Origin of the sequence: Chryseobacterium sp. G0201, assembly GCF_003815655.1 — a bacterium.
Lineage (GTDB): Bacteria > Bacteroidota > Bacteroidia > Flavobacteriales > Weeksellaceae > Chryseobacterium.
In genome coordinates this window covers 4,679,057-4,700,939 of record NZ_CP033917.1, presented here as the reverse complement: position 1 = coordinate 4,700,939, position 21,883 = coordinate 4,679,057, and the positions used below count along the sequence as shown (strand labels likewise).

18 protein-coding genes are annotated in these 21,883 nt (G+C 34.8%); 14 read left to right on the top strand and 4 right to left on the bottom strand.

Features of this window, described 5'->3' with window-relative positions:
• Positions 1-118 precede the first annotated feature (118 nt).
• From EG348_RS21100 to EG348_RS21070, 7 genes are all read left to right on the top strand, one after another.
• On the top strand, positions 119-1,726 hold the full coding sequence (locus EG348_RS21100) for a Na+/H+ antiporter (protein WP_123984895.1): 1,608 nt from the start codon (positions 119-121) through the stop codon (positions 1,724-1,726).
• Positions 1,727-1,743: 17 nt separating this feature from the next.
• Entirely contained in the window at positions 1,744-2,169 is a 426-nt protein-coding gene (locus EG348_RS21095; protein WP_123984894.1) for an SRPBCC family protein, read from the top strand.
• 173 nt (positions 2,170-2,342) lie between these two features.
• Positions 2,343-3,368, top strand: a complete 1,026-nt coding sequence (locus EG348_RS21090) for a glutaminyl-peptide cyclotransferase (RefSeq protein ID WP_123984893.1) — start codon at positions 2,343-2,345, stop codon at positions 3,366-3,368.
• Between the two features lie 144 nt (positions 3,369-3,512).
• Positions 3,513-4,538, top strand: a complete 1,026-nt coding sequence (locus EG348_RS21085; RefSeq protein ID WP_123984892.1) for a glutaminyl-peptide cyclotransferase — start codon at positions 3,513-3,515, stop codon at positions 4,536-4,538.
• Positions 4,539-4,617: 79 nt separating this feature from the next.
• The gene (locus EG348_RS21080) at positions 4,618-5,541 is read left to right on the top strand and encodes a hypothetical protein (RefSeq protein WP_123984891.1); all 924 of its coding nucleotides are present in this window, start codon (positions 4,618-4,620) and stop codon (positions 5,539-5,541) included.
• Positions 5,542-5,580: 39 nt separating this feature from the next.
• Positions 5,581-6,195 carry a deoxynucleoside kinase gene (locus EG348_RS21075; RefSeq protein ID WP_066757234.1) on the top strand — a complete coding sequence of 205 codons (615 nt, stop codon included), beginning with the start codon at positions 5,581-5,583 and terminating at the stop codon, positions 6,193-6,195.
• A gap of 87 nt (positions 6,196-6,282) precedes the next feature.
• Entirely contained in the window at positions 6,283-6,633 is a 351-nt protein-coding gene (locus tag EG348_RS21070; protein ID WP_123984890.1) for an ArsC/Spx/MgsR family protein, read from the top strand.
• A 60-nt stretch (positions 6,634-6,693) separates the two neighbouring features.
• Here EG348_RS21070 and EG348_RS21065 read toward each other — a convergent pair whose 3' ends face one another.
• Both EG348_RS21065 and EG348_RS21060 read right to left on the bottom strand, forming a co-directional pair.
• The gene (locus EG348_RS21065; RefSeq protein ID WP_123984889.1) at positions 6,694-6,999 is read right to left on the bottom strand and encodes a DUF493 family protein; all 306 of its coding nucleotides are present in this window, start codon (positions 6,997-6,999) and stop codon (positions 6,694-6,696) included.
• 42 nt (positions 7,000-7,041) lie between these two features.
• Complete coding sequence (locus tag EG348_RS21060) at positions 7,042-7,719, bottom strand: DUF4197 family protein (RefSeq protein WP_123984888.1); 678 nt, start codon at positions 7,717-7,719, stop codon at positions 7,042-7,044.
• A 376-nt stretch (positions 7,720-8,095) separates the two neighbouring features.
• On the opposite strand from EG348_RS21060, the gene EG348_RS21055 reads away from it, so the two are divergent.
• The 6 genes from EG348_RS21055 (at position 8,096) to EG348_RS21030 (ending at position 17,761) form a co-directional block, all read left to right on the top strand.
• Entirely contained in the window at positions 8,096-10,927 is a 2,832-nt protein-coding gene (locus EG348_RS21055) for a SusC/RagA family TonB-linked outer membrane protein (protein ID WP_123984887.1), read from the top strand.
• Positions 10,928-10,937: 10 nt separating this feature from the next.
• Positions 10,938-12,359 carry a RagB/SusD family nutrient uptake outer membrane protein gene (locus tag EG348_RS21050; RefSeq protein WP_123984886.1) on the top strand — a complete coding sequence of 474 codons (1,422 nt, stop codon included), beginning with the start codon at positions 10,938-10,940 and terminating at the stop codon, positions 12,357-12,359.
• A gap of 75 nt (positions 12,360-12,434) precedes the next feature.
• A complete protein-coding gene (locus EG348_RS21045) occupies positions 12,435-13,823 on the top strand; it encodes a glucoamylase family protein (protein ID WP_123984885.1) in 1,389 nt (462 codons plus the stop codon).
• A 214-nt stretch (positions 13,824-14,037) separates the two neighbouring features.
• On the top strand, positions 14,038-14,745 hold the full coding sequence (locus tag EG348_RS21040) for a prolyl oligopeptidase family serine peptidase (protein WP_123984884.1): 708 nt from the start codon (positions 14,038-14,040) through the stop codon (positions 14,743-14,745).
• Between the two features lie 175 nt (positions 14,746-14,920).
• On the top strand, positions 14,921-17,248 hold the full coding sequence (gene bglX / locus EG348_RS21035; RefSeq protein WP_123984883.1) for a beta-glucosidase BglX: 2,328 nt from the start codon (positions 14,921-14,923) through the stop codon (positions 17,246-17,248).
• A gap of 111 nt (positions 17,249-17,359) precedes the next feature.
• Positions 17,360-17,761, top strand: a complete 402-nt coding sequence (locus tag EG348_RS21030; protein WP_123984882.1) for a hypothetical protein — start codon at positions 17,360-17,362, stop codon at positions 17,759-17,761.
• Between the two features lie 274 nt (positions 17,762-18,035).
• Here the strand turns inward: EG348_RS21030 and EG348_RS21025 are convergent, their stop codons facing one another.
• Together EG348_RS21025 and EG348_RS21020 are read right to left on the bottom strand one after the other, a co-directional pair.
• Positions 18,036-19,205 carry an iron-containing alcohol dehydrogenase gene (locus EG348_RS21025; RefSeq protein ID WP_123984881.1) on the bottom strand — a complete coding sequence of 390 codons (1,170 nt, stop codon included), beginning with the start codon at positions 19,203-19,205 and terminating at the stop codon, positions 18,036-18,038.
• 66 nt (positions 19,206-19,271) lie between these two features.
• Positions 19,272-20,156: an AraC family transcriptional regulator gene (locus EG348_RS21020; protein WP_123984880.1), complete on the bottom strand. Its 885-nt coding sequence runs from the start codon at positions 20,154-20,156 to the stop codon at positions 19,272-19,274.
• Between the two features lie 268 nt (positions 20,157-20,424).
• On the opposite strand from EG348_RS21020, the gene purB reads away from it, so the two are divergent.
• On the top strand, positions 20,425-21,852 hold the full coding sequence (gene purB / locus EG348_RS21015) for an adenylosuccinate lyase (RefSeq protein WP_123984879.1): 1,428 nt from the start codon (positions 20,425-20,427) through the stop codon (positions 21,850-21,852).
• Positions 21,853-21,883: the final 31 nt, after the last annotated feature.

The following is a 21,883-nucleotide window of genomic DNA, read 5'->3' as shown; positions in this document are numbered from 1 at the left end:
ACTTCTTTTTTTAAATTAATCAATGTCTAGATTCCTCCGGAATGACAAAAATATTGGATAAGTTTAAAATATTTTATTGCGATTAACCAAAAAACATAACACTAAAAAACAAAAGTAAATGATTCACACTTACGTCATCATATCCATCGCAGTCCTACTATCTGTGATGATATTGGTAATGATCGGGCAAAAACTAAAGGTTGCTTATCCTATTTTTTTGGTGATTGCTGGTTTGTTGATAAGCCTGATTCCGGGAATGCCACATATTGAAATAGAGCCCGATTTGGTTTTCTTGATTTTCCTGCCTCCGATTTTATTTGAGGCTGCGTGGTTTACGTCATGGCAGGATTTTCATAAATGGAGAAAACAAATATTTTCTATGGCGTTCGGGCTGGTTTTTCTTACCTCGATCGTGGTTGCTTACCTTTCTTCATCGATAATTCCGGGGCTTACGGTTGCGATGGGATTCTTGTTGGGAGGAGTAAATTCACCGCCTGATGCTGTGGCTGCAACTTCTGTTTTAAAGCATGTGAAAATTCCTAAAAAGATCACAAGTATTTTGGAAGGAGAAAGTCTAATCAACGATGCATCAAGTTTAATTGTATTTAAATTTGCATTAGCTGCCGTGATTTCAGGGCAGTTTGTTTTCAGAGAGGCTGTACAGGATTTCTTCACAATGGCGGTCGGCGGTATTGCTATCGGTGTGGCTGTGGGATTTTTATTTGGAGCATTTTTAAGACTTATTCCGTCAAATTCTAATATTGATACGGTGATTACGCTTATTGTCCCTTACATCATGTATGTCGGAGCGGAACATTTCCATTTTTCAGGAGTATTGGCGGTGGTTGCAGGTGGTTTGTTGATGTCTTATAATTCGCATTGTTATTTAAGTCATACTTCAAGAATTCAATCCGGAAATGTTTGGAGTGTCCTTATTTTCTTAATGAATACGATCATTTTCATTCTTATCGGGCTTGAATTACCAATTGTTGTAGCCGCAATGAAAGATTATACCATTTCAGAAGGTATTTTTTACAGTGTAGTGATTGGCGGAGCGATCGTTTTAACAAGAGTTATTTACAGTTATACCTTAATGTATTTTCCAAGGCTTTGTTCGAAAGAATTAAGGTTAAAAGTTCCTAAACCTGATTGGAAGGAGCCTTTCATCATAAGTTTTGCGGCAATGAGAGGTGTCGTTTCATTAGCGGCAGCACTTTCTATCCCGGCATTTTTACCAAATGGAGAAGCTTTTCCGCATCGGAATATCATTTTGTTCGTAACTTTCGTTATTATATTAATTACGTTGGTCGGACAAGGGTTATTGTTGTCGCCGATTTTAAAATTATTAAAAGTAAGTGATGCCGGAAGCGAGCTACCTGAAGAAAAACAGGAAGTTATTTTAATGAGAAAATTAAAGGAAACGGCTTTACAGAAATTGGATGATTTTTCAGAATTGGCAGAAAAAAACAGTATGGTACGCCACCAAAAACATAAACTCGAAAATGAAATGATGATGATGGCAGACAAAGCACAGTGCATGGCTAGCACAGGAGATTATGTCACAGCGATGAATGAAAATAAAGACGTTCTCCGACAGGTAATTCAGGCGCAGAGAAACGAGCTTCACCGTATGAAACGTGAGAAAATATTTGACGATCATGTGATGAGAACTATCGAGATGCAGCTTGATTTTGATGAAGCCAAAATCACAGGATTTGCCCATTAACGAAAATTTAAAATAATATGAATACACCAATCACCGTTCAGTTTAAAATAAATGCCCCGCTTGAAAAAGCCTGGAAAGCGTTGACCGATAAAAATGAAATGAAAAGCTGGTATTTCGATATTCCGGATTTTGAATTAGAAGTAGGAAAACAGTTTAATTTTTACGAACCCGGTGATGAGAAAAGATATCATCATCAATGCGAAATTGTAGAAATTATTCCTCATCAGAAGATAAAACATTCCTGGTCTTATCCTGAATTTTCGAATGGAATAAGTGTTGTGACTTGGGAAATTCAGCCTGATGATAAAGAAACGATCATTACATTAATTCATGAAAATATTGATGCTTTTAGTGATTTAGGCGAAAATTTTTCAAGAGAAAGTTTCACAGAAGGCTGGAAAGGAATCATAGGACAGAGTTTAAGACAATATTTGGAGAAATAAAAGCTTTAAAACTTAATTAAATATATTTTTTTGCCATTTTGGAAGAATCTAGGTTAATCTTAAAATTAAGCTGTAAAGGTTTTTCAGAATGGCAAAATCCTTTTTAGGAATGTCACAATTATTAGTAAAGCGGAATAAAATTTGCTATTTTTGGGGAAATATTTAGAAATTCAATGAAAAAAAATATAATTGCAGGTTTTGCAGCCATTTTGTTATTAGCGTCTTGTGGTAATAATGACAAAAAAATTCTTGACTCTTTAAATGATTATAACAATTCTATGGAAAGCAAGGGCTATCATTTTGGTGATAAACTTGAGCTTCCGAAAGATGTTGCAGAAAATGCGGAAAGCGTTACGATCAGCTTTGGAGATAAAGAAACTTCTAACCTGACAATCGACCCTAAATTCTTTACTTTAGGAGATAATGCAGTAACTTTTAATATCAAAACAAAAGGCGGTGAAACGCTGAATCAGGATGCAACGATCAACGTTTTTGCAAAAAGCCCTGAGAAAAAAATAGCCTATCAAATCATAGCAGAATATCCTCATGATCCTAAAAACTTTGTACAGGGTTTTCAGGTTGAAGGAAATACAATCTATGAAAGTGACGGACAAAACGGTTCTTCACAGATCCTGAAATATACGTTGGGAACAACAACTCCTCTTGCTTCGACAAAACAGGCTCCGGAAGATTTTTCTGAAGGAAGTACCATTGTAGGTGATAAAGTTTATCAATTAACTTGGCAGAGCAAAAAAGGTTATGTGTATGATAAAAATTCATTAAAATTATTATCAAGTTTTGCGTACCCGAACGTATTGGGAGAAGGCTGGGGATTGACGTATGACGGGACAAATCTTATCGCATCAGACGGAAGTAAATTATTGTATTTCTTAGATCCGAAAGATCCTTCAAAATTGGTTAAATATATTGCTGTTGCAGGAAGTTCTCAGGCTTATGATCAGTTGAATGAACTAGAATTTCACAACGGATTTATTTATGCAAACGTTTGGCAGAAACCAATTATTCTAAAAATTAATCCTGCAAACGGAGAAGTTGTCGGAACATTTGATTTCACAGATATTGCAAAACAAAATACCAAAGGAAGCGACGATGTATTGAACGGAATTGCTTTCAAAGGTGAAAATATGCTGGTAACAGGTAAAAACTGGCCAAAAATTTATGAAGTTGCTGTAAAGTAATTTAAAAAAATAAAATTTGATCAAAACAGATCAGAAGAAACGGGCTAAAGCCCGTTTTTTTATTTGGTATTAGTTGAATGACTTTAGTCAAAGCACAGATTAAAGGAATAAATTTGCTATTTTTGGAATATATTTAAAGCATCAGTGAAAAAAAATATAATAATAGGTTTTGCCGCGGTTTTGTCATTAATTTCTTGTAGTAAAGACAAGGAAATATTGGGAAGTTTGAGTGATTATAACAACTCAATGGAAACTAAAGGATATCATTTTGGTGATAAACTACAACTTCCAAAAGATATTACGGATAATGCTGAAAGTATTAGCATCAGCTTTGGAGACAAAGAAACATCTGATTTAACAATCGATCCCAAATTTTTTACATTTGGAGATAATGAAGTCACTTTTAATATCAAAACAAAAGGTGGTGAAACATTGAATCAGGATGCTACAATTAATGTATTTACAAAAACTCCAGAGCAAAATATTTCCTATGAAATTGTAAAAGAATATCCTCACGATCCCAATAATTTTGTTGAAGGATTTCTTATCGAAGGCAATACTGTTTACGAAAGTGATGGGCTTTCAAAGGCTTCTCAATTGATAAAATATACGTTGGGAACTACAACTCCGATCATAACAGAAAAACAGCCTGCCGATATCTTTTCAGAAGGTTGTGCAATCGTTGGTGATAAAATTTATCAGTTGACATATCAGAATAAAATAGGGTTTATTTACGACAAAAATACATTAAAGAAAATCTCAGAATTTCCTTTGCCTAATGAGTTTGGGGAAGGTTGGGGACTGACGTATGACGGAAAAAATCTTATCGCAGATGATGGATCAAACAATCTTTATTTTTTAGATGTCAATAATCCTTCAAAAGTGGTGAAAACCGTTGCGGTGGGTGGACATAAGGATATTTATAATCAGATCAATGAACTGGAATATCACAATGGATTTATTTACGCTAATGTTTGGCATAAACCGATTATTTTAAAAATAAATCCTGTAACCGGAGAAACGGTCGGGAAATTTGACTTTACAAAAATCACTGAAGAAAATACAAAAAATGACAGTGAGAATGTTTTAAACGGTATCGCTTTTAAAGGTGATAATATGCTGATAACAGGTAAAAAATGGTCTAAAATTTATGAAGTTGCGATTAAATAAACAACAATTTTCAATTTGAATACAATAAAGTATGTAAATTGCTGATGTTCACAAAATCTTATATTAGAAAAAATAACTTTTGAAATTATTAAAATTACTATTTATCTTTCTTTTCTGTTCCTTATCTGCACAGAAATCTATCCCTTTTGATACACTAATGTTGAAGGAGGCGAAAGATATGCTGGCCGATGATTATGGAAATTTATACATCTACAAAAACAAAGATTTCAGTTTTACAAAGTACGATTCTTTGGGGAAACAGCTTGGAAAACTGATGTTTACGGTTCCGTTTAAAGTTCAGAATGTTCAGAATCCGTTGAGTATTGCTTTCTTTTCTGAAAACGCTCAGGAAATGAAATTTGTAGATCAAAATCTTAATGAAATTCAGAAAGTAGATTTTAAACAGAAATTCGGATTTATAAGAATGGCTTACGCAGAAGATCTGCAGCAGTTGTGGTTGTTGGATGACAGCATGAAGCGATTAATTCAATATAATTTCAGAAATGAAACAACGATTAATTCTTATCCTTTTGATGCAAGTTTTGATGACTTGATGGACTTAATGGTGTTTGAAAATAAGATTTACATTTTAACTAAAAAGCAAATTAGGATCTACACTTTTAAATTTGAAAAGCTCTTTGAAGCACCCATTGAAAACGGAAAGCGTTTCAGAAGAGAAAACGAATTTATTTTAGTAATAACCAATAATTCGATTTTAAAATACATTCCTGAAAAAGAAATGGTGAAAATTTTTGAAGATCCCGATGCACAAATTGTGGATAAAAATACCCTTTCTTTTTTTGAAATCAAAGCCAACAACCTTTATCTTTACAACCTCGAAAAAAGTAAAGAAACTAAGTTACAGACAGAACCTGAACCTGAGAAAAAATCAACGGAACAGCCTGTGGAAAAAAGTGAAGAAAAGTCTTCAGAACAGCCTGCAGGAAATAATTTAGAAAAACTGATCGATGAGATTTCCGAAATTCAGAAGTTTGGTATTTAGTTATAAAAGCAATTAAACAGTAAAACATTAAGGGAAAATATGCATATTGCAGTTACAGGGAATATTGGAGCAGGAAAAACTACATTAACGACCTTGCTTTCAAAGCATTACGGATGGGATGCGCAATTTGAGGATGTAGATCATAATCCTTATCTGGAGGATTTTTACGCAGATATGAGCAAGTGGAGTTTTGCGCTGCAGATTTATTTTTTGGGAAGCAGATTCCGTCAGGTAAAGGAGATCAGGGAAAGTGGGAAAAACATTATTCAGGATCGTACGATTTATGAAGATGCTCATATTTTCGCAGAAAACTTAAATGATATGAAGCTTCTTTCAGACAGAGATTTCAATAATTATATTTCTGTTTTTAATTTGATGAAAGCCTTTGTTTCTGCGCCGGATCTGTTGATCTATTTAAAATCTGATGTTCCGAATCTGGTGAAAAAGATCTACAAAAGAGGACGGGAATATGAAGCGTCAATCAGCATTGAATATCTTTCAAAGCTGAATCAAAAATATGAGAAATGGATCTCCAATTATACAGAAGGAAAGCTTTTGATCATTGAAGTTGATGATTTGGATTTTGTGGAAAAACCGGAAGATTTCGGATTTATCTTGGAAAAGATCGAAGCAGAACTGAACGGATTGTTTTAACAATAATTTACCATTAATTAAGACTCGTGTAACTTGATTTCTTACTATATTTGATAAGATCAAGTTTAATTTTTAAATATAATTAAAATGTTAGTTAAGGTTTTACATAATGGAAACTGTTCAAAATCAAATGCTGTTTTAGAGTATTTAGATGAGAATGGAGTGCCTTTTGAGATCATCAATATGACAGAAGATCCACTAAGCATTTTGGAAATTAAAACAGTCTTGAAAAAGCTTAACCAAAGCGTTTTTCATATTATCCGCAAGACTGAAAAGTTGTATATGGATAATTTTGCGAATAAGAATTATTCTGAAGAAGAGTGGGTGAAAATTTTATCTGAAAATCCTTCTTTGATACAAAGACCAATTTTAATAAAAGGCTCTGTTGCGATGTTGGGAAGACCGATTGACAACGTAAAGTTTTTTATTGAAAAGTAATTTTAAAATCAGCATTAAAAATATAAACAAAAAGTCAGCATTACGCTGACTTTTTTACTTTTACAGAAGAATAACTCCTTCTATTTTTGCGACTTCTTTATAAATTTTAACAACCTGATTAGCATCTAAAACAAATGCGTTGATATTGCAGGCTGTATATTTTCCATTTTTACTTTCGCGGTTTCCTAGTGTAAATTTAATACCATCAAAAACTCTGTAAATTTCAGTAAGTTTTGACTGATCAGTTGGAATTATGAATTTAAATAAATAATCTTCCGGAAAATCATGATGATCTTCCAGTTTTTCCTTTAGAGAGTTGTAAAACTCCTCAGGGTTTGCGTGTTGATTTCCTTGTAATATATCCATCTGCAAATTTTAATTTTATATATAAATATAGCGAAATTTTTTCTATTTTCCAAGAGGTCCAAGAAGTGACTTAGAGTTTTGAATCTCATAATCTTCAATGATATTGAATATTCCGTCTACAAGCTGTTCGGATGCCAGTTGGCTTAAACCTCCTGAATTTACGGTAGTTTTGCTTCCTCCAAGAAGACTTCCCAACAAATGGCTTCCCGATAAGGCGGTGTTGATGCTCTTCACAATGCCATACTGATTCAATTGTTCCTCAACTTTCGGAGTGATTGCCGCAACCAGTTGTTGAGAGGTTTTCTCTTTCAAAATCAGAGTAGCTGTACCTTTTTCACCCTGAATAATTCTCGTTACATCCTGTGCATTTAAGGTATTTACGGCATTTACCAAAATCGGTTTTGAGATATTCACTGTATAAACAGCAGCATCAGCAATATATTCTCTCTCTTTTTGAACTAAAGAAGGTGAAATTTTTTCCAGCATAGAATTGATCTCTCTCAATTGTTTTGGCAAGGCTTTATCCACCATATTATTTTGAAGGAATGCCTGTTTGTTGCTGTAAACATTTACGCCTTTATCAATTCCGTTTAAAAGAAATTTTTTAATGATTGATAGTCCCAAGTCTGTAGTCGCTAAAGTAGTGCAAGACTGCATGGTAGTATTGATAACTGCACCTGTACCAATGATTAAAGCAGCTGCGATGATATATTTTTTCATTTATTTTTTATTAATCTCTAATATTCTCAAATTCTGAGCCAAATTTAGCTAGTATTCTTTGTTTAACAAAATTTTAAATTCTACAGCATAAATTGGGGCGTTTTTTATGATAAGCTATTGGTAAATCGATTGCATTTTTTTTCTTAATATCAATATATATTTAATGAAATTTTATTGAAATCTAATATTACTTATTTTTAATATTGATTTGTTGTTAATTTTCAGAATTTTTAAGAAATATTAACTATGTAACATATATTTTTATAATTTTGGCTAATGTCTTTTTTTGAGAAATACGAAACGACTTAAATAAAGATGATAAAAAGACAACAAATCTTTTTATAAAATTTTGATTGTACAAATAAATTGAAACTATATGAAACAAAGTGATTTAAAGTATTCATGTCTCATTGCTGTTCTATACTTTGGTATGAATGTCAATGCGCAGACTACGCCTAAAGATACTCTGAAAGAACAGAAGATCGAGGAGGTAGTGATGATTGGGTATGGTTCTCAGAAAAAAGAAAACATTACAGGAAGTATTGGTTTAGTTACCGCTAAAGATTTAGCAGATAAACCGAATGCAAATCCACTAAACTCAGTACAAGGAAAATTGGCTGGGGTAAATATTGTGACATCTGGTACACCAGGTGGATCTCCTCGGGTAGATATTAGAGGGGTTGGATCTTTGTCTGGTAACACAGTTTTTATTGTTGATGGAATGTTAACGGAAGATATTTCTTTCCTTAATCCTCAGGATATCGAATCGATGAGTGTTTTGAAAGATCCTTCAAGTTTGGCAATTTTTGGTGCTAAAGCTGCAAATGGTGCTGTAATTATTAAAACTAAAACAGGGAAAGGGAAGCCGGTTTTCAATGTTAATTCTTATTTGGGAATTAAAACGGTTACGAATGTTCCTAAAATGGTAAGTGGAGATCAGTATATAGAGCTATACAATGAAAAAGTGCGTAATGATGTGCTGAATCCTCAACCTTCTGATTTTATAACGAAAGCACAATATCCTGGTAATGCAGATTGGTTCAAAGAGATTTTGCGTACAAGCATTATCAATTCTAATGATTTTTCTGCTTCAGGAAGTCTAGGTAAACTTAATTATTATGGTAGCGTTGGGTATCTTCAGGATGAAGGGAATTTAGCAGCCGGTCAAGGAATTAACTCTGGAAGTGGTTTTAATAGGTTTAATACTAAGTTAAATCTTAGTTATAAGATTACAGATAATATCACAATTGGAAATAATTTTTCATTCTCCAAAACCCGTACTGATGTAGCACAAAATCCTTTATTGGATGCGCGTAATGCACCACCTGTTTATGACGTAATGAATCCTGCTACTGGAAATTATCAGTATATTACATTAATAAATGTTCCTAATCCAAGGGCAAAGCTTGATCTTTATCGTTCTCAAGTAAGACAGGAAAGATTGCTTAATAATGTTTGGGCAGAAATTAAATTTTTGAAAGACTTTACTTTTAGAAGTAGTTATACCACCGATAATTATAGCCCGAGCCAGTATGAATATACACCAACATTACTTTATGTTCCTGTTAGTAGCCAAAAACAATCAACACTAATAACTAGAGATAACAGATATAGAAATTATGTTTGGGATAACACTATTAATTGGAAAAAAGATTTTGGGAATCATAATTTGGAATTGCTAGCTGGTTTTTCCAGAATTAGAGATTCCAGATCAGAAGATGTATGGACTGCTAAAAATGTAAATTATGACGGCACCAATGGTTCTCTAAATATTGGTAATGGTACTGATATTTTTAATTATCATGATACCGCTGCTGCAGTTACTGATGGTAGACCAGCAGCTACACAAGATCAACAAAGAATTGAATCTTTCTTTGGAAGAATCAATTATGACTATGCCGGTAAGTATCTTTTAAATGCCTCTGTACGTAGAGATGCAAGTTCGCAAATATCAACAGACAGATATAAAACTTTTCCTGCTGTAAGTGTTGGTTGGGTAGTTTCAAAAGAAGGTTTTATGAGTGAACAGAATGTTTTTGATTTGTTGAAATTGAGAGCAAGCTGGGGTAAATTAGGTAACCCGAGAGTTAAAAGAGATTTTTCTCCGATTGTAACTAATATTGGTGGAGGTGTATATTATGGTAACACTGGATATCCAGCAGGAACGGTTGACAGAGTGATTGATCCGTCAATTGGTTGGGAAACAACAACGGGTTCAGATTTTGGTGTTGAGATGGCATTTTTAAATAATAAATTAAAAGTTGAGGGAACTTATTATAACAAAGAATCAAAAGATATAGTTTATGCAATTAATCAAGCCACGATTTCCGGAGCTAGTAATCCATATGATTTTACCACTAATGCTTACTCTTTTAGAAATAAAGGTTTTGAGGTATCTGTAAATTATAATGCCAATCTTAGTGAAGGTATTAAACTTGGAGTTTATGGTAACTTCACAACTCTTAAAAATGAGATCACAAACGTTTATCAAGATTCATTCTTAGAAACGGGAGCTAGTTTATTTGGTAATTCAATTGTAAGATTACAAGCCGGTCAAGCTGTTGGTTCTTACTATGGATACGAAGTTGCAGGCGTGTTCCAAACTGATGCTGAAGCAGCTGCTTCCGGGCAGAACGGAGCAAAGGCAGGATGGTTCAAGTTTTCGGATCTTGATGGAAATGGAGTAATTGATACCAGAGATAAAACTTTCTTAGGTAGCCCCATTCCTAAAGGAACTTATGGATTTGGAATAAACTTGACGGTTCATTCAGTTGATTTTGGAATTGATTTCCAAGGGGTTTTTGGTAATAAAATTTATAATTATAACCGTGAGCAACGTTATGGTAATGAAAGTTGGGATCTTGATATGTATAATAACAGATGGACGGGTGCGGGTACTTCCAATACCAATTCTATGATTACCTCCAACCAATCTGTTATTTTACCAAGTAGCTTTTATGTAGAAGATGGTAGCTATTTTAGAATCAGAAATATTCAGGTAGGATATAATTTGCCTTCATCATTAGCTCAATCTTTATCAGTTAAAAAACTGAGAATATATCTAAGTGCACAAAACCCATTAACAATTTTCAAGTATAACGGATTCTCTCCTGAAATTATGAATTCTGATAGAGTACAAATGGGTATTGATAATAATATTTATCCAATTTCTGCTATTTATACAATGGGTATGAATTTAACATTTTAATTAAAAAGTCATGAAAAAAATATTTTTAACAATCTCAATACTTTCATTATTTGTTAGCTGTAATGATGATTTTGTTGATATCAAGCCGGAAGGAGTAGTAGTAGCAGAGGACTTCTTTAAAACAGAAGCTGATGCTATGAAAGCAACGAATGCTATATACAGCTTCCTAAGAAGTTGGGAAAACTCTGGTTTTCCTGCACAATTTGTTTATGGAGTAACGGGTGATGATGTTGAAAAAGGATCAAATCCTGGTGATGCATCTTTTATCAATGCGTATGATAATTTTTCTTTTACAACGAGTGATGACGGAGTTAATGGATACTGGACTGGTCAATGGCAAGCCGTTCAAAGAACAAACCAGGTTATTACCAATGTTCCGAACATTGATATGGATACAGCTCTTAAAACCAGATTGGTTGCAGAAGCTAAAATGTTGAGAGCTTATTTCTATTTTAATTTGGTAAGAATATATGGTGGCGTTCCTATTTTTGATGGAATACAAGCTGATTATATTAATAAACCAAGAAATACTGCTGCAGAGGTATATGCATTTATTGTAAAGGATTTAACTGAAGCATCTGCAATTTTACCGCAAACATATCCTGCAGGTCAGGAAGGAAGAGTTACAAAAGGTGCTGCTCTGGGATTACTCTCAAAAGTTTATCTTTATATGAAAGACTACCAAAAAGCCTATGACGTTTCAACTCAAGTAAAAGGAATGGGATATTCTTTAGATCCTAGTTTTAATCACTTATTTAGACCGGCAGGTGAATTTGGAACTGAGTCAGTTTTCGAAGTTAATTGTGGTTGTTCTCCAGAATTTGGTGGGAGTCAGTATGCAGAAGTTCAGGGGGTGAGAAATCAGTACGGATGGGGTTTCTTTACGCCAACTCAAGCATTAGAGAACGCATTTGAACCTGGTGATATCAGAAAACAATTTACCATTCTTAGAGAAGGTCAAACTACACCTGAAGGTGATCTTATCAAAAAAGGAGACCCGCAAGCAGGCAATACTTGGAATTATAAAACTTACGTTCCTTCATCACTTAACAATAATGCGTGCGGATATGGATCAATCCAAAACATAAGAATCTTGAGATTTGCAGACATTCTTTTAATCAATGCCGAGGCAGCAAACGAGTTAGGAAATACTGCGGTTGCGATTACAGATATCAACTTAGTAAGAAACAGAGCTCAGCTTGCGAATACAACTGCAACTAGTCAGTCCACTCTTAGAACTGCAATTTGGCAAGAGAGAAGGGTTGAATTGGCAATGGAAAATGATAGATTTCCAGATTTAGTAAGAACAGGTCAAGCTGCTACTTTCCTTGGTCCATTAGGATTTCAGACCGGTAAAAATGAGTTATTTCCAATACCTTTAAGAGCAATTACAGATAGTAAAGGTATTTTAACGCAAAACCCCGGCTACTAAAAAACAATAATAAACTTTAGAGGAGAATGAAAGTTCTCCTCTTCTTTTAGGGATGATTTTAAAAATAAATGAATTATGAAAGGGATAACACTATCAATTGCTGTAGTATCATTATTTGCAGTTTCATGCAAAAACTCCCAAAATTTAAAACAAGAATCTACTCAAAAATCGGTCGTAAAAAGCAATATCACAGATGAGCAGCTCATGGACAAAGTTCAGTCGGATGCTTTAAAATATTTCTGGGATTATGCAGAGCCGAATTCTATGTTGGGAAGAGAGCGCTATCACGAAGACAATATCTATCCGGATAATGATAAACATGTAGTTACTACAGGTGGATCAGGATTTGGATTAGCAACTATTTTGGTCGGAGTTGAAAGAGGCTTTGTTCCAAGAAAAGAAGCGGTAAAAAGACTGACAACGATGATGGATTTCTTAGCAAAAGCAGACCGTCATAAAGGCGCTTGGTCGCACTGGATCAATGGTGAAACAGGAAAAACTGTACCTTTCGGGAAGAAAGATAATGGTGGAGATCTGGTAGAAACAGCATTCCTTACTTCAGGAATTCTAATGGTTCGTGAATATTTCAAAAAAGGAAATGCCGAAGAAAAAGCACTAGCCCAAAAATGTGACGAACTTTGGAAAGGTATTCAATGGAACTGGTACACCAAAGGAGGCGAAAAAGTCCTTTATTGGCACTGGTCACCGGAATATCAATGGGAAATGAACTTTCCGCTAGAAGGCTATAACGAATGCTTAATTACTTATATTTTAGCAGCATCATCGCCAACTTATTCAATAGATGCCGAAACGTATTACAAAGGCTGGACAAGAAACGGAACCTACCTTTCAGACAAAGAAAAATACGGGCTTCCAATGTACGTAAAGCACAATGGAGCTGAAGAATACGGCGGTCCTTTATTCTGGACGCAATATTCTTATATCGGCTTAGATCCAACCAATTTATCAGATAAATTAATTAAAAATTATTTTGATTTAAATAAAAATCAGGTACTTATCGACTACAAATACTGTGTTGAAAACCCAAAACAATGGAAAGGTTACGGACCAAATTATTGGGGATTAACTGCTGGTTACTCAAGAAATAAAGACGGAAGTGTTGGCTACGATGCTCATTTTCCACAAAATGATCAAGGCGTAATTACTCCGACCGCGGCCTTGAGCAGTTTTCCGTATTCACCAAAAGAATCAATGGATTTCTTAAGGTTTATATACACTCAAAAACCCGAGTTTATCGGTTCTGCAGGGCCTTACGATGCAACTTCGATCAACTATGATAATTGGACGACACCAAGATATTTAGCGATCGATCAGGGAACAATTGCTCCGATGATTGAAAACTACAGAACAGGATTTTTATGGAAATTATTCATGAACGCTCCTGAAATCCAACAAGGATTAAAGAAATTAAGTTTCAAATCTGAAAAATATAATATTAAATAGTATTTTTTAGGAGCTTAATCCCGCTTTCCACTATATCTTTTTTATTACGGCCTCCGCTTCGCTCCGGCCGCAACAAAAAAGGATGCCGTTTCAATCGGGGCTAGTGAATATAATAATTGAATTTTTAAAATAGCATTTTACATCAATAGGAACGGGTTTTAACCCGTTTGACAAAAATAAAATCAAACGGCTTTAGCCAAAACCTAATATTAAAATGAAATTAAAACTAAAACACCTCCCAATTTTACTTCTTCCATTTTCTCTAAGTTTAAACGCTCAGGAAATTAAAGGAGAACTAAACAAAGAAATCAAGAGAAAGGAAAAAATATCCTACATTCTTGACTATCCACAAAAGGTAAAAGGAAATGTCCCTTTGATCGTGTTTCTTCACGGTTCGGGAGAAAGAGGAACAAATCTGGAGATCGTAAAAGCGCACAGTCCGTTCACGTATAAAAACCTGATCAAGGAACCTGTTGCAATTTTGGCGCCTCAATGTCCTGAAAATATGTGGTGGGATACCGAAACGGTTTATAATTTAATTAAAGAAATTCAGAAAAAATATAAGATTGATGCTTCCAGAATTTATTTGACGGGACTTTCAATGGGAGGTTGGGGAACGTTGAAACTGGCAATGGAGCATCCTGAAATGTTTGCTGCCGTAGTTTCAGTTTGCGCTCCAACAGATAGAATAATGGAAGCCAATATCGATCAGTACAAAGATTTAAACATGAAAATTTTTCATGGCGGAATGGACGACGTAGTTTTACCCGAAAATGCATTAAATTTCTACCAAAAACTTCATCCTGTAAATCCAACCGCAGAATTAACAATTTTCCCGAATGACAACCATAATTCTTGGGATTCGACCTATTCAAATCCCGCATTGTACGAATGGATGTTGTCAAAAAAGAAAGAAAAATAATTATTATTTAGAAAGTAAAGTTTAAAATTTTTACTTAGTGAAATTGAAAATTAGAGGTAGTGAAACGCCCTTGCGCCTTAAAAACATAAAGTTTATCAAAAAACTTTGCGCCTTTGCGTTTAACCAACCAAAAAATAAAAAAAATAGAACTATAATTTATAACGAAGATAGATTTATGAAAAAGTTAATTGTAATCGCCACCCTAGCACTGGCACCTGTGTTTTCGGCGCAGGAAATGGTAAATAAGCCCGTTCAGTCTTATCAGACGGCGCAATATCAGGCTAAAAAGAAAGCTTTTATAGATAATCTTTTGTCGAAAATGACATTAGACGAGAAAATCGGACAGCTGAATTTACCAAGTTCAGGCGACTTTACTACAGGTCTGGCTCAAAGTTCCGATATCGGAAAAAAAGTGGAGCAAGGTTTAGTTGGTGGACTATTCAACATAAAGGGAGCAGATAAAATCAAAGCAGTTCAAAAAGTAGCAGTGGAAAAAAGCCGTCTGAAAATTCCTTTGATTTTCGGAATGGACGTTATCCACGGCTACGAAACTACTTTCCCGATTCCATTAGGTCTAGCGGCTTCTTGGGATATGAATTTGGTTCAGCAGTCAGCTAGAGTTGCTGCAAAAGAAGCTGCTTCTGACGGAATCAACTGGACGTTCTCTCCAATGGTTGACATTTCCCGTGAACCAAGATGGGGTAGAGTTTCCGAAGGTTCTGGTGAAGATCCGTATTTAGGAAGTGAAATCGCTAAAAATATGGTGTACGGTTACCAAGGAAAAGACTTGGCCAACGGAACGAATATTTTAGCTTGTGTTAAACATTTTGCGCTTTACGGAGCTGGTGAAGCGGGTAGAGATTACAACACGGTTGATATGAGCCACGTGAGAATGTTCAACGAATATTTTCCACCTTACAAAGCAGCTGTTGATGCTGGGGTAGCTTCTGTGATGGCTTCTTTCAATGAAGTTGACGGAGTTCCTGCCACAGGAAACAGATGGCTTCAAACTGAGGTTTTAAGAAACAAATGGAACTTCAAAGGTTTCGTAGTAACAGATTACACCGGAATCAACGAAATGGTTGACCACGGAATGGGAGATCTTCAGAAGGTTTCTGCTTTAGCTTTAAAAGCCGGAGTCGACATGGATATGGTTGGTGAAGGATTTTTAACAACGCTTAAAAAATCTTTAGCAGAAGGAAAAGTAACTCAGGCTGAAATCGACTTGGCAGCAAAAAGAGTTCTTGAATCAAAATACGATCTAGGTTTGTTTGATAATCCTTACAAACACGGAGATGCAAAATTAGCAGCAAAAGAGGTTTACAGCATGGAAAACCGTAACATTGCAAGAAACGCTGCAACTCAGTCAATGGTTTTAATGAAAAACGACAATCAAGTTCTTCCTTTGAAAAAATCAGGAACGGTAGCGGTGATCGGTCCATTGGTGAACAATTCTTTAAACATGGCCGGAACTTGGAGTGTTGCTGCTCAACATGACAAAGCGGTTAATTTAATGCAGGGTCTTCAGGCTAATTTTGGAAAAGAAGTGAAATTCGTTTCTGCGAAAGGTGCTAATATCGATTATGATGCAAAATTAGAAGATATTTACGCTGCTCACGGTAAAAAAACCGACAGAGACAGCCGTTCAAAAGAAGCTTTATTAAAAGAAGCTGTTGACGTTGCGAGCAAAGCAGACGTTATCGTTTTAGCAATCGGAGAATCTGCAGAAATGAGTGGAGAATCTTCTTCAAGAACTGAAATTACGATTCCTCAGTCTCAAGTTGATTTATTGAATGAATTAAAAAAGACTGGAAAACCAATCGCAATGGTACTTTTCACAGGTCGTCCGTTAGCTTTGACGAATGTAAAAGATACGCCTGATGCGATTCTTAATGTTTGGTTTGCAGGTTCAGAAGCTGGAAATGCAATTTCTGACGTTCTTTTCGGAAAAGTAAATCCTTCAGGAAAATTGCCGATGACTTTCCCGAGAAGTTTAGGACAGGTTCCAATTTACTATAATGCTAAAAATACGGGTCGCCCATTAGATCAAAAATTAGTTGATAAATGTGAATACCAAAGATTCCGTTCAAACTATATGGATGAGTGTAATACACCATTATATCCGTTTGGTTACGGGTTGAGTTATACAAAATTCAATTATTCTGATGTAACGGTTTCTAATGCTAATCCAAAAGGAAATCAGACAGTTCAGGCTTCTGTAACGGTTACGAATTCAGGGAATTATGACGGGGCAGAAGTTGTTCAGTTATACATCAGAGATATGGTTGGAAGCATTACAAGACCTGTAAAAGAATTGAAAGGTTTCCAAAAAGTAATGCTGAAAAAAGGAGAATCTAAGAAAATTACTTTCGATATCACTCCTGAAAGCTTGAAATTCTACAACGGAGATTTAAAATTCGATTGGGAATCCGGAGAATTCGACATCATGATCGGAACCAATTCTGAGGATGTAAAACATTCAAAAATTAATTGGACAAAATAATATTTCTAAGCCACTCAAAATGAGTGGTTTTTTTGTATCTTAGAATTTAAATTTACTAATACCATATTTTGGCATACTTTTTACCAAATTGAAAACATTAAAAATTAAATTATGAAAAAAACAGTTTTATTAGGTGCAATGTTCCTAGGTTCATTAGTTTTCGCACAAAAGGTTGGCGGAGACAGAGATGCTCACGGATGCATTGGTTCAGCGGGATATACGTATTCTCAAATCAAAAATGATTGTGTAAGAGTTTTCGAACAGAAAATTAAACTGAATGAAGTAAGCACAGATAAAAGTTATTCTACAATGACTGCCGTAATTTTCAGTAAAAACATGAAAAAAGCTGAAATTTTTATTCCGGACGGAAACGCAAAAAGTATCATTCTTGACAGACAAGGCAAAGGCAAACTTTGGAAAAGCGGAAAACATATTAAAGAAAGCTATGTTCTGGTTCCTTACAAAAAGACCGGTTATCAGATTAAAAAAGATGATGTAGTAATTTATCAATAAAAAACAAAAACAGGAAATCAATTTGACTTCCTGTTTTTTTATGTTGAAATTTAATTTTGTAGTTTTTTTACTACGTCGAATTGTACTTTTATTGTTTTTTAAGGAGCAATTTCCCGCTATCCACTGTATCTTTTTTATTACGGCCTCCTCTTCGCTCCGGCCGCAACAAAAAAGGATGCCGTTCCTATCGGGGCTAGTGATAATATTCCGAAAAAAAAACTAACAAGCTTTGAAAACCTGTTAGTTTTATTATCCTAAAATTTAAATATAAAATTTATCCTGCCACAGCAACTTTCTCAGCATAAACAACACCTTCATAACAAGCATTGTAAATCGCTTTCAATTCATCTAATGAAGGAACTCTTGGATTAAATCCTGTACAAGGATCAACCAAAGCATTGTTGGCGATGTAATCTAGATTTTTATCCCAATCTTCTCTTGAAATTCCAAATTCTTTAATCGCTGATTGATTGTTGATCTCAGAACGAAGTGTTTCGATAGCCTGCGCCAACTCTTCAGTCGTTTCTTTACCGATTACTTTTGCTAGTTCCGGATAACGTTCAGTCGCCTGAGCATTAAAACGGATAACATTCGGTAAGAAAATCGCGTTCGAAGCTCCGTGAGGAATTCCGTACAAAGCACCAACCTGGTGAGACAAAGAGTGAACAATTCCTAGCCATGCGTTATTAAACGCCAATCCTCCCATAAAAGAAGCATCGTGCATATTCTGACGAGCTTTGATGTTGTTTGGATTTTCTACAACCTCTTTCAAATTATCAAAAACCAATTCCAATCCTCCTTTAGAAAGAGCATCAGCGATATTGTTATCGATATTTGAAACATATGCTTCTACACAGTGTGTTAAAACATCAAGACCTGTATTAGCCGTAACGTGAGCCGGCATTGAAGCACAGATTTCACCGTCAATAATAGCAATATCCGGAGTTAATTCGTAAGAAACAATTGGGTATTTTACGCCTTTTTCACGATCTGTAATTACCGCTAAACCTGTAGTTTCAGTTCCCGTTCCGCTTGTAGAAGGAATTGCAATAAATTTAGCTTTATTTCTTAAAACAGGCACGGTGAAAGGTTTGATCATTGCCTCAAAATCAGCATCAGGATATTCATAAAATACCCACATGATTTTTGCAGCATCGATGGCAGAGCAACCTCCTAAGCCAATGATCCAGTCTGGTTGAAAATTTTGAATCACTTCAGCACCTTTCATACAAGTTGCAGATGATGGATCTTCTTCTACACCTTCGAAAACTTGGGTTTCAATTCCTGCTTCCGTAAGATAAGCTATCGCTTTATCCAACGTTCCGCTTTTTCTCATCGAGCTTCCGCCTGTTACAATTACTGCTTTTTTACCTTTGATATTTTTTAATTCGTCAAGACTTCCCGCGCCATGGAAAACTTCTCCTGCAATAAATAATTTACTCATTTTTTCTTCTTTAATTAATGATGCAAAATTAAAAAGGGCAGAAGCAATGATGTTATACAAATAAGACTATCCGTTATACATTTGCGCCAACTCTTGTTGAAGTTCTGTTGGAGTTTCCTTTAATTTGGCTTTGACAAACTTATTGAGTGCCGATGGTGAATTAAAACCAAGATCAAAAGCAATTTCTTTATGGCTGAGGTCTGAAAATATCAACTGACGCTTAATTTCTATAAGAATCCTATTGTGAATGGCCTGAATCGCTGTTTCTCCACAATGTTTTTTAGTAATCGAGTTTAATTTTTTCGTTGTAATGGCTAATTCTTCTGCGTAATATTGAACGGTACGTTGCTCTTTATAATGCTGATTCAATAATTTTTTGAACCGAACATAAATTGGTTTATCAACAGTTTCTTTATGCAAAATAGGATGAAGTCCGTGAACAGATTCTATCAATCCTAACAGGAAAATCTTAATATGAAAACGTGCCTGTTCCTTTTTTATAAGACTTGGTTTTTGATAAATTCCTTTGATAATTTCAATCTCATGTAAACTTTGTTCAAAATCTTCTGGGGAAAGAATGGTGCAGTTCAGTTGGGTTGAAAGATTGACGTTATAAGTGCTCAATTCGTTCTTCAAAATATCTGAACAAAACAATATCTCTTCAAACTGAATAATTTTCCCTTTCAGATCATCACTCGGTTTAGAAACAAAATGAACCTGCTCCGGAAAAACCACGGAAATTTTCCCGGATTTCAGAGAATGCACTTTATCCTCAATTTGAATCTGCAGATTACCATTCTCAATAACAATAATGAAAAAATGATCTTTTTTATGAGGTTTTAAATAGCTTTTCAGATTTTCTGCAGTCAAATCAAAAGCCCGAAAAGACAGATTTCTATCTTCTTCTTTTTGAATATTTTTTTTGATCTCCAGTTTCATCAAGCCTCCCATACTATTGTTATTTTAAAACGAAAAAGCAAATGTAGAGTAAACAGTATTTATTTACAAGATTTTGTAAGTATTAAAACTTTGAAATTGTATTAAGAGATCTGTGCAAATCCGTGAAAATCTGTGGTTAAAAACTAATAAAACCTAACCTAACCCCATTTAAATAAAAGTAAACAATCAATTAATTTTAATCAAAACCTAAAACCACCTCTACAATTTTTCTCTCTCAACCAAAATCCGTATTTTTGTGCATCTAAAAGTAAAAGAAAGAATGAATTCCTACAAAAATCCATTGGAAGAGCGCTACTCCAGTGAAGAAATGTTATTTAATTTCTCACATAACAACAAATTCCGTACTTGGAGACAGCTTTGGATCGCTCTTGCAGAGATCGAAAAAGACCTGGGTCTTGAAATTTCTGATGAGCAGATCGCTGAGTTGAAAGCCAATGCTGAAAACATCGATTACGATAAAGCAGCAGAGTATGAGAAAAAATTCCGTCATGATGTTATGGCTCACGTTCACGCATATGGTGATGTGGCGCCTTCAGCAAAAGGAATTATACATTTGGGAGCTACTTCGGCTTTTGTAGGAGACAATACAGACTTAATTCAAATCCGTGACGGACTATTAATTTTAAAGAAAAAATTAGTAAACGTAATGAAAAATCTTGCGGATTTTTCTATTCAATATAAAGACCTTCCAACATTAGGATTCACTCACTTCCAGCCAGCTCAGTTAACGACTGTTGGAAAAAGAGCGACACTTTGGTTACAAAGTTTGGTTCTTGACATCGAAGAACTTGATTTCTTCCTAGAAACGCTACGTTTCAGAGGAGTAAAGGGAACAACAGGAACCGCTGCAAGTTTCCTAGAGCTTTTCAACGGTGATTATTCTAAGGTTAAACATTTAGATAAAGAACTTTCAAAAAGATTCGGGTTCGATAAAGTTTTTGGAGTTTCCGGACAGACTTACGACAGAAAAATTGATGCGAAAGTGGTGGCTTTATTGTCAAACATTGCTCAATCAGCGCACAAATTCTCAAACGATTTGCGTCTTCTTCAAAATCTTAAAGAAGTTGAAGAACCATTCGAAAAAAACCAAATCGGTTCATCTGCAATGGCTTACAAACGTAATCCAATGAGAAGTGAAAGAATCGGAGCGTTGGCAAAATACGTAATGTCTTTGACTACAAGTTCTGCAATGGTAGCTTCAACTCAATGGTTTGAAAGAACTTTGGACGATTCTGCAAACAAGAGATTAACTATTCCACAAGCATTTTTAGCTGTTGATGCAATTCTATTAATCTGGAACAACATCATGAATGGAATCGTTGTTTATCCAAACAGAATCAACAAACATATTGAAGAAGAACTTCCTTTCATGGCGACAGAATACATCATCATGGAAGAAGTAAAAGCTGGTGGTGACCGTCAGGAAATCCACGAAGTGATCAGAGTTCACTCAATGGAAGCTTCTAAAAAAGTTAAAGAAGAAGGTAAAGAAAATGATCTGATTGAAAGAATCTTAAACGACGATTCTTTAAAATTAGATAAATCAAAATTAAAAGAAGTTTTAGATCCTAAAAACTTTATCGGTTTTGCTCCAATTCAGACGGAAGAATTTATCAGCAATGAAGTTCAACCAATTCTAGATGCAAACAAAGATCTGATAGGTTTGGAGGCTGACCTTAAAGTATAAATCAATATGCAGTCTTTTTGGCTGCATATTT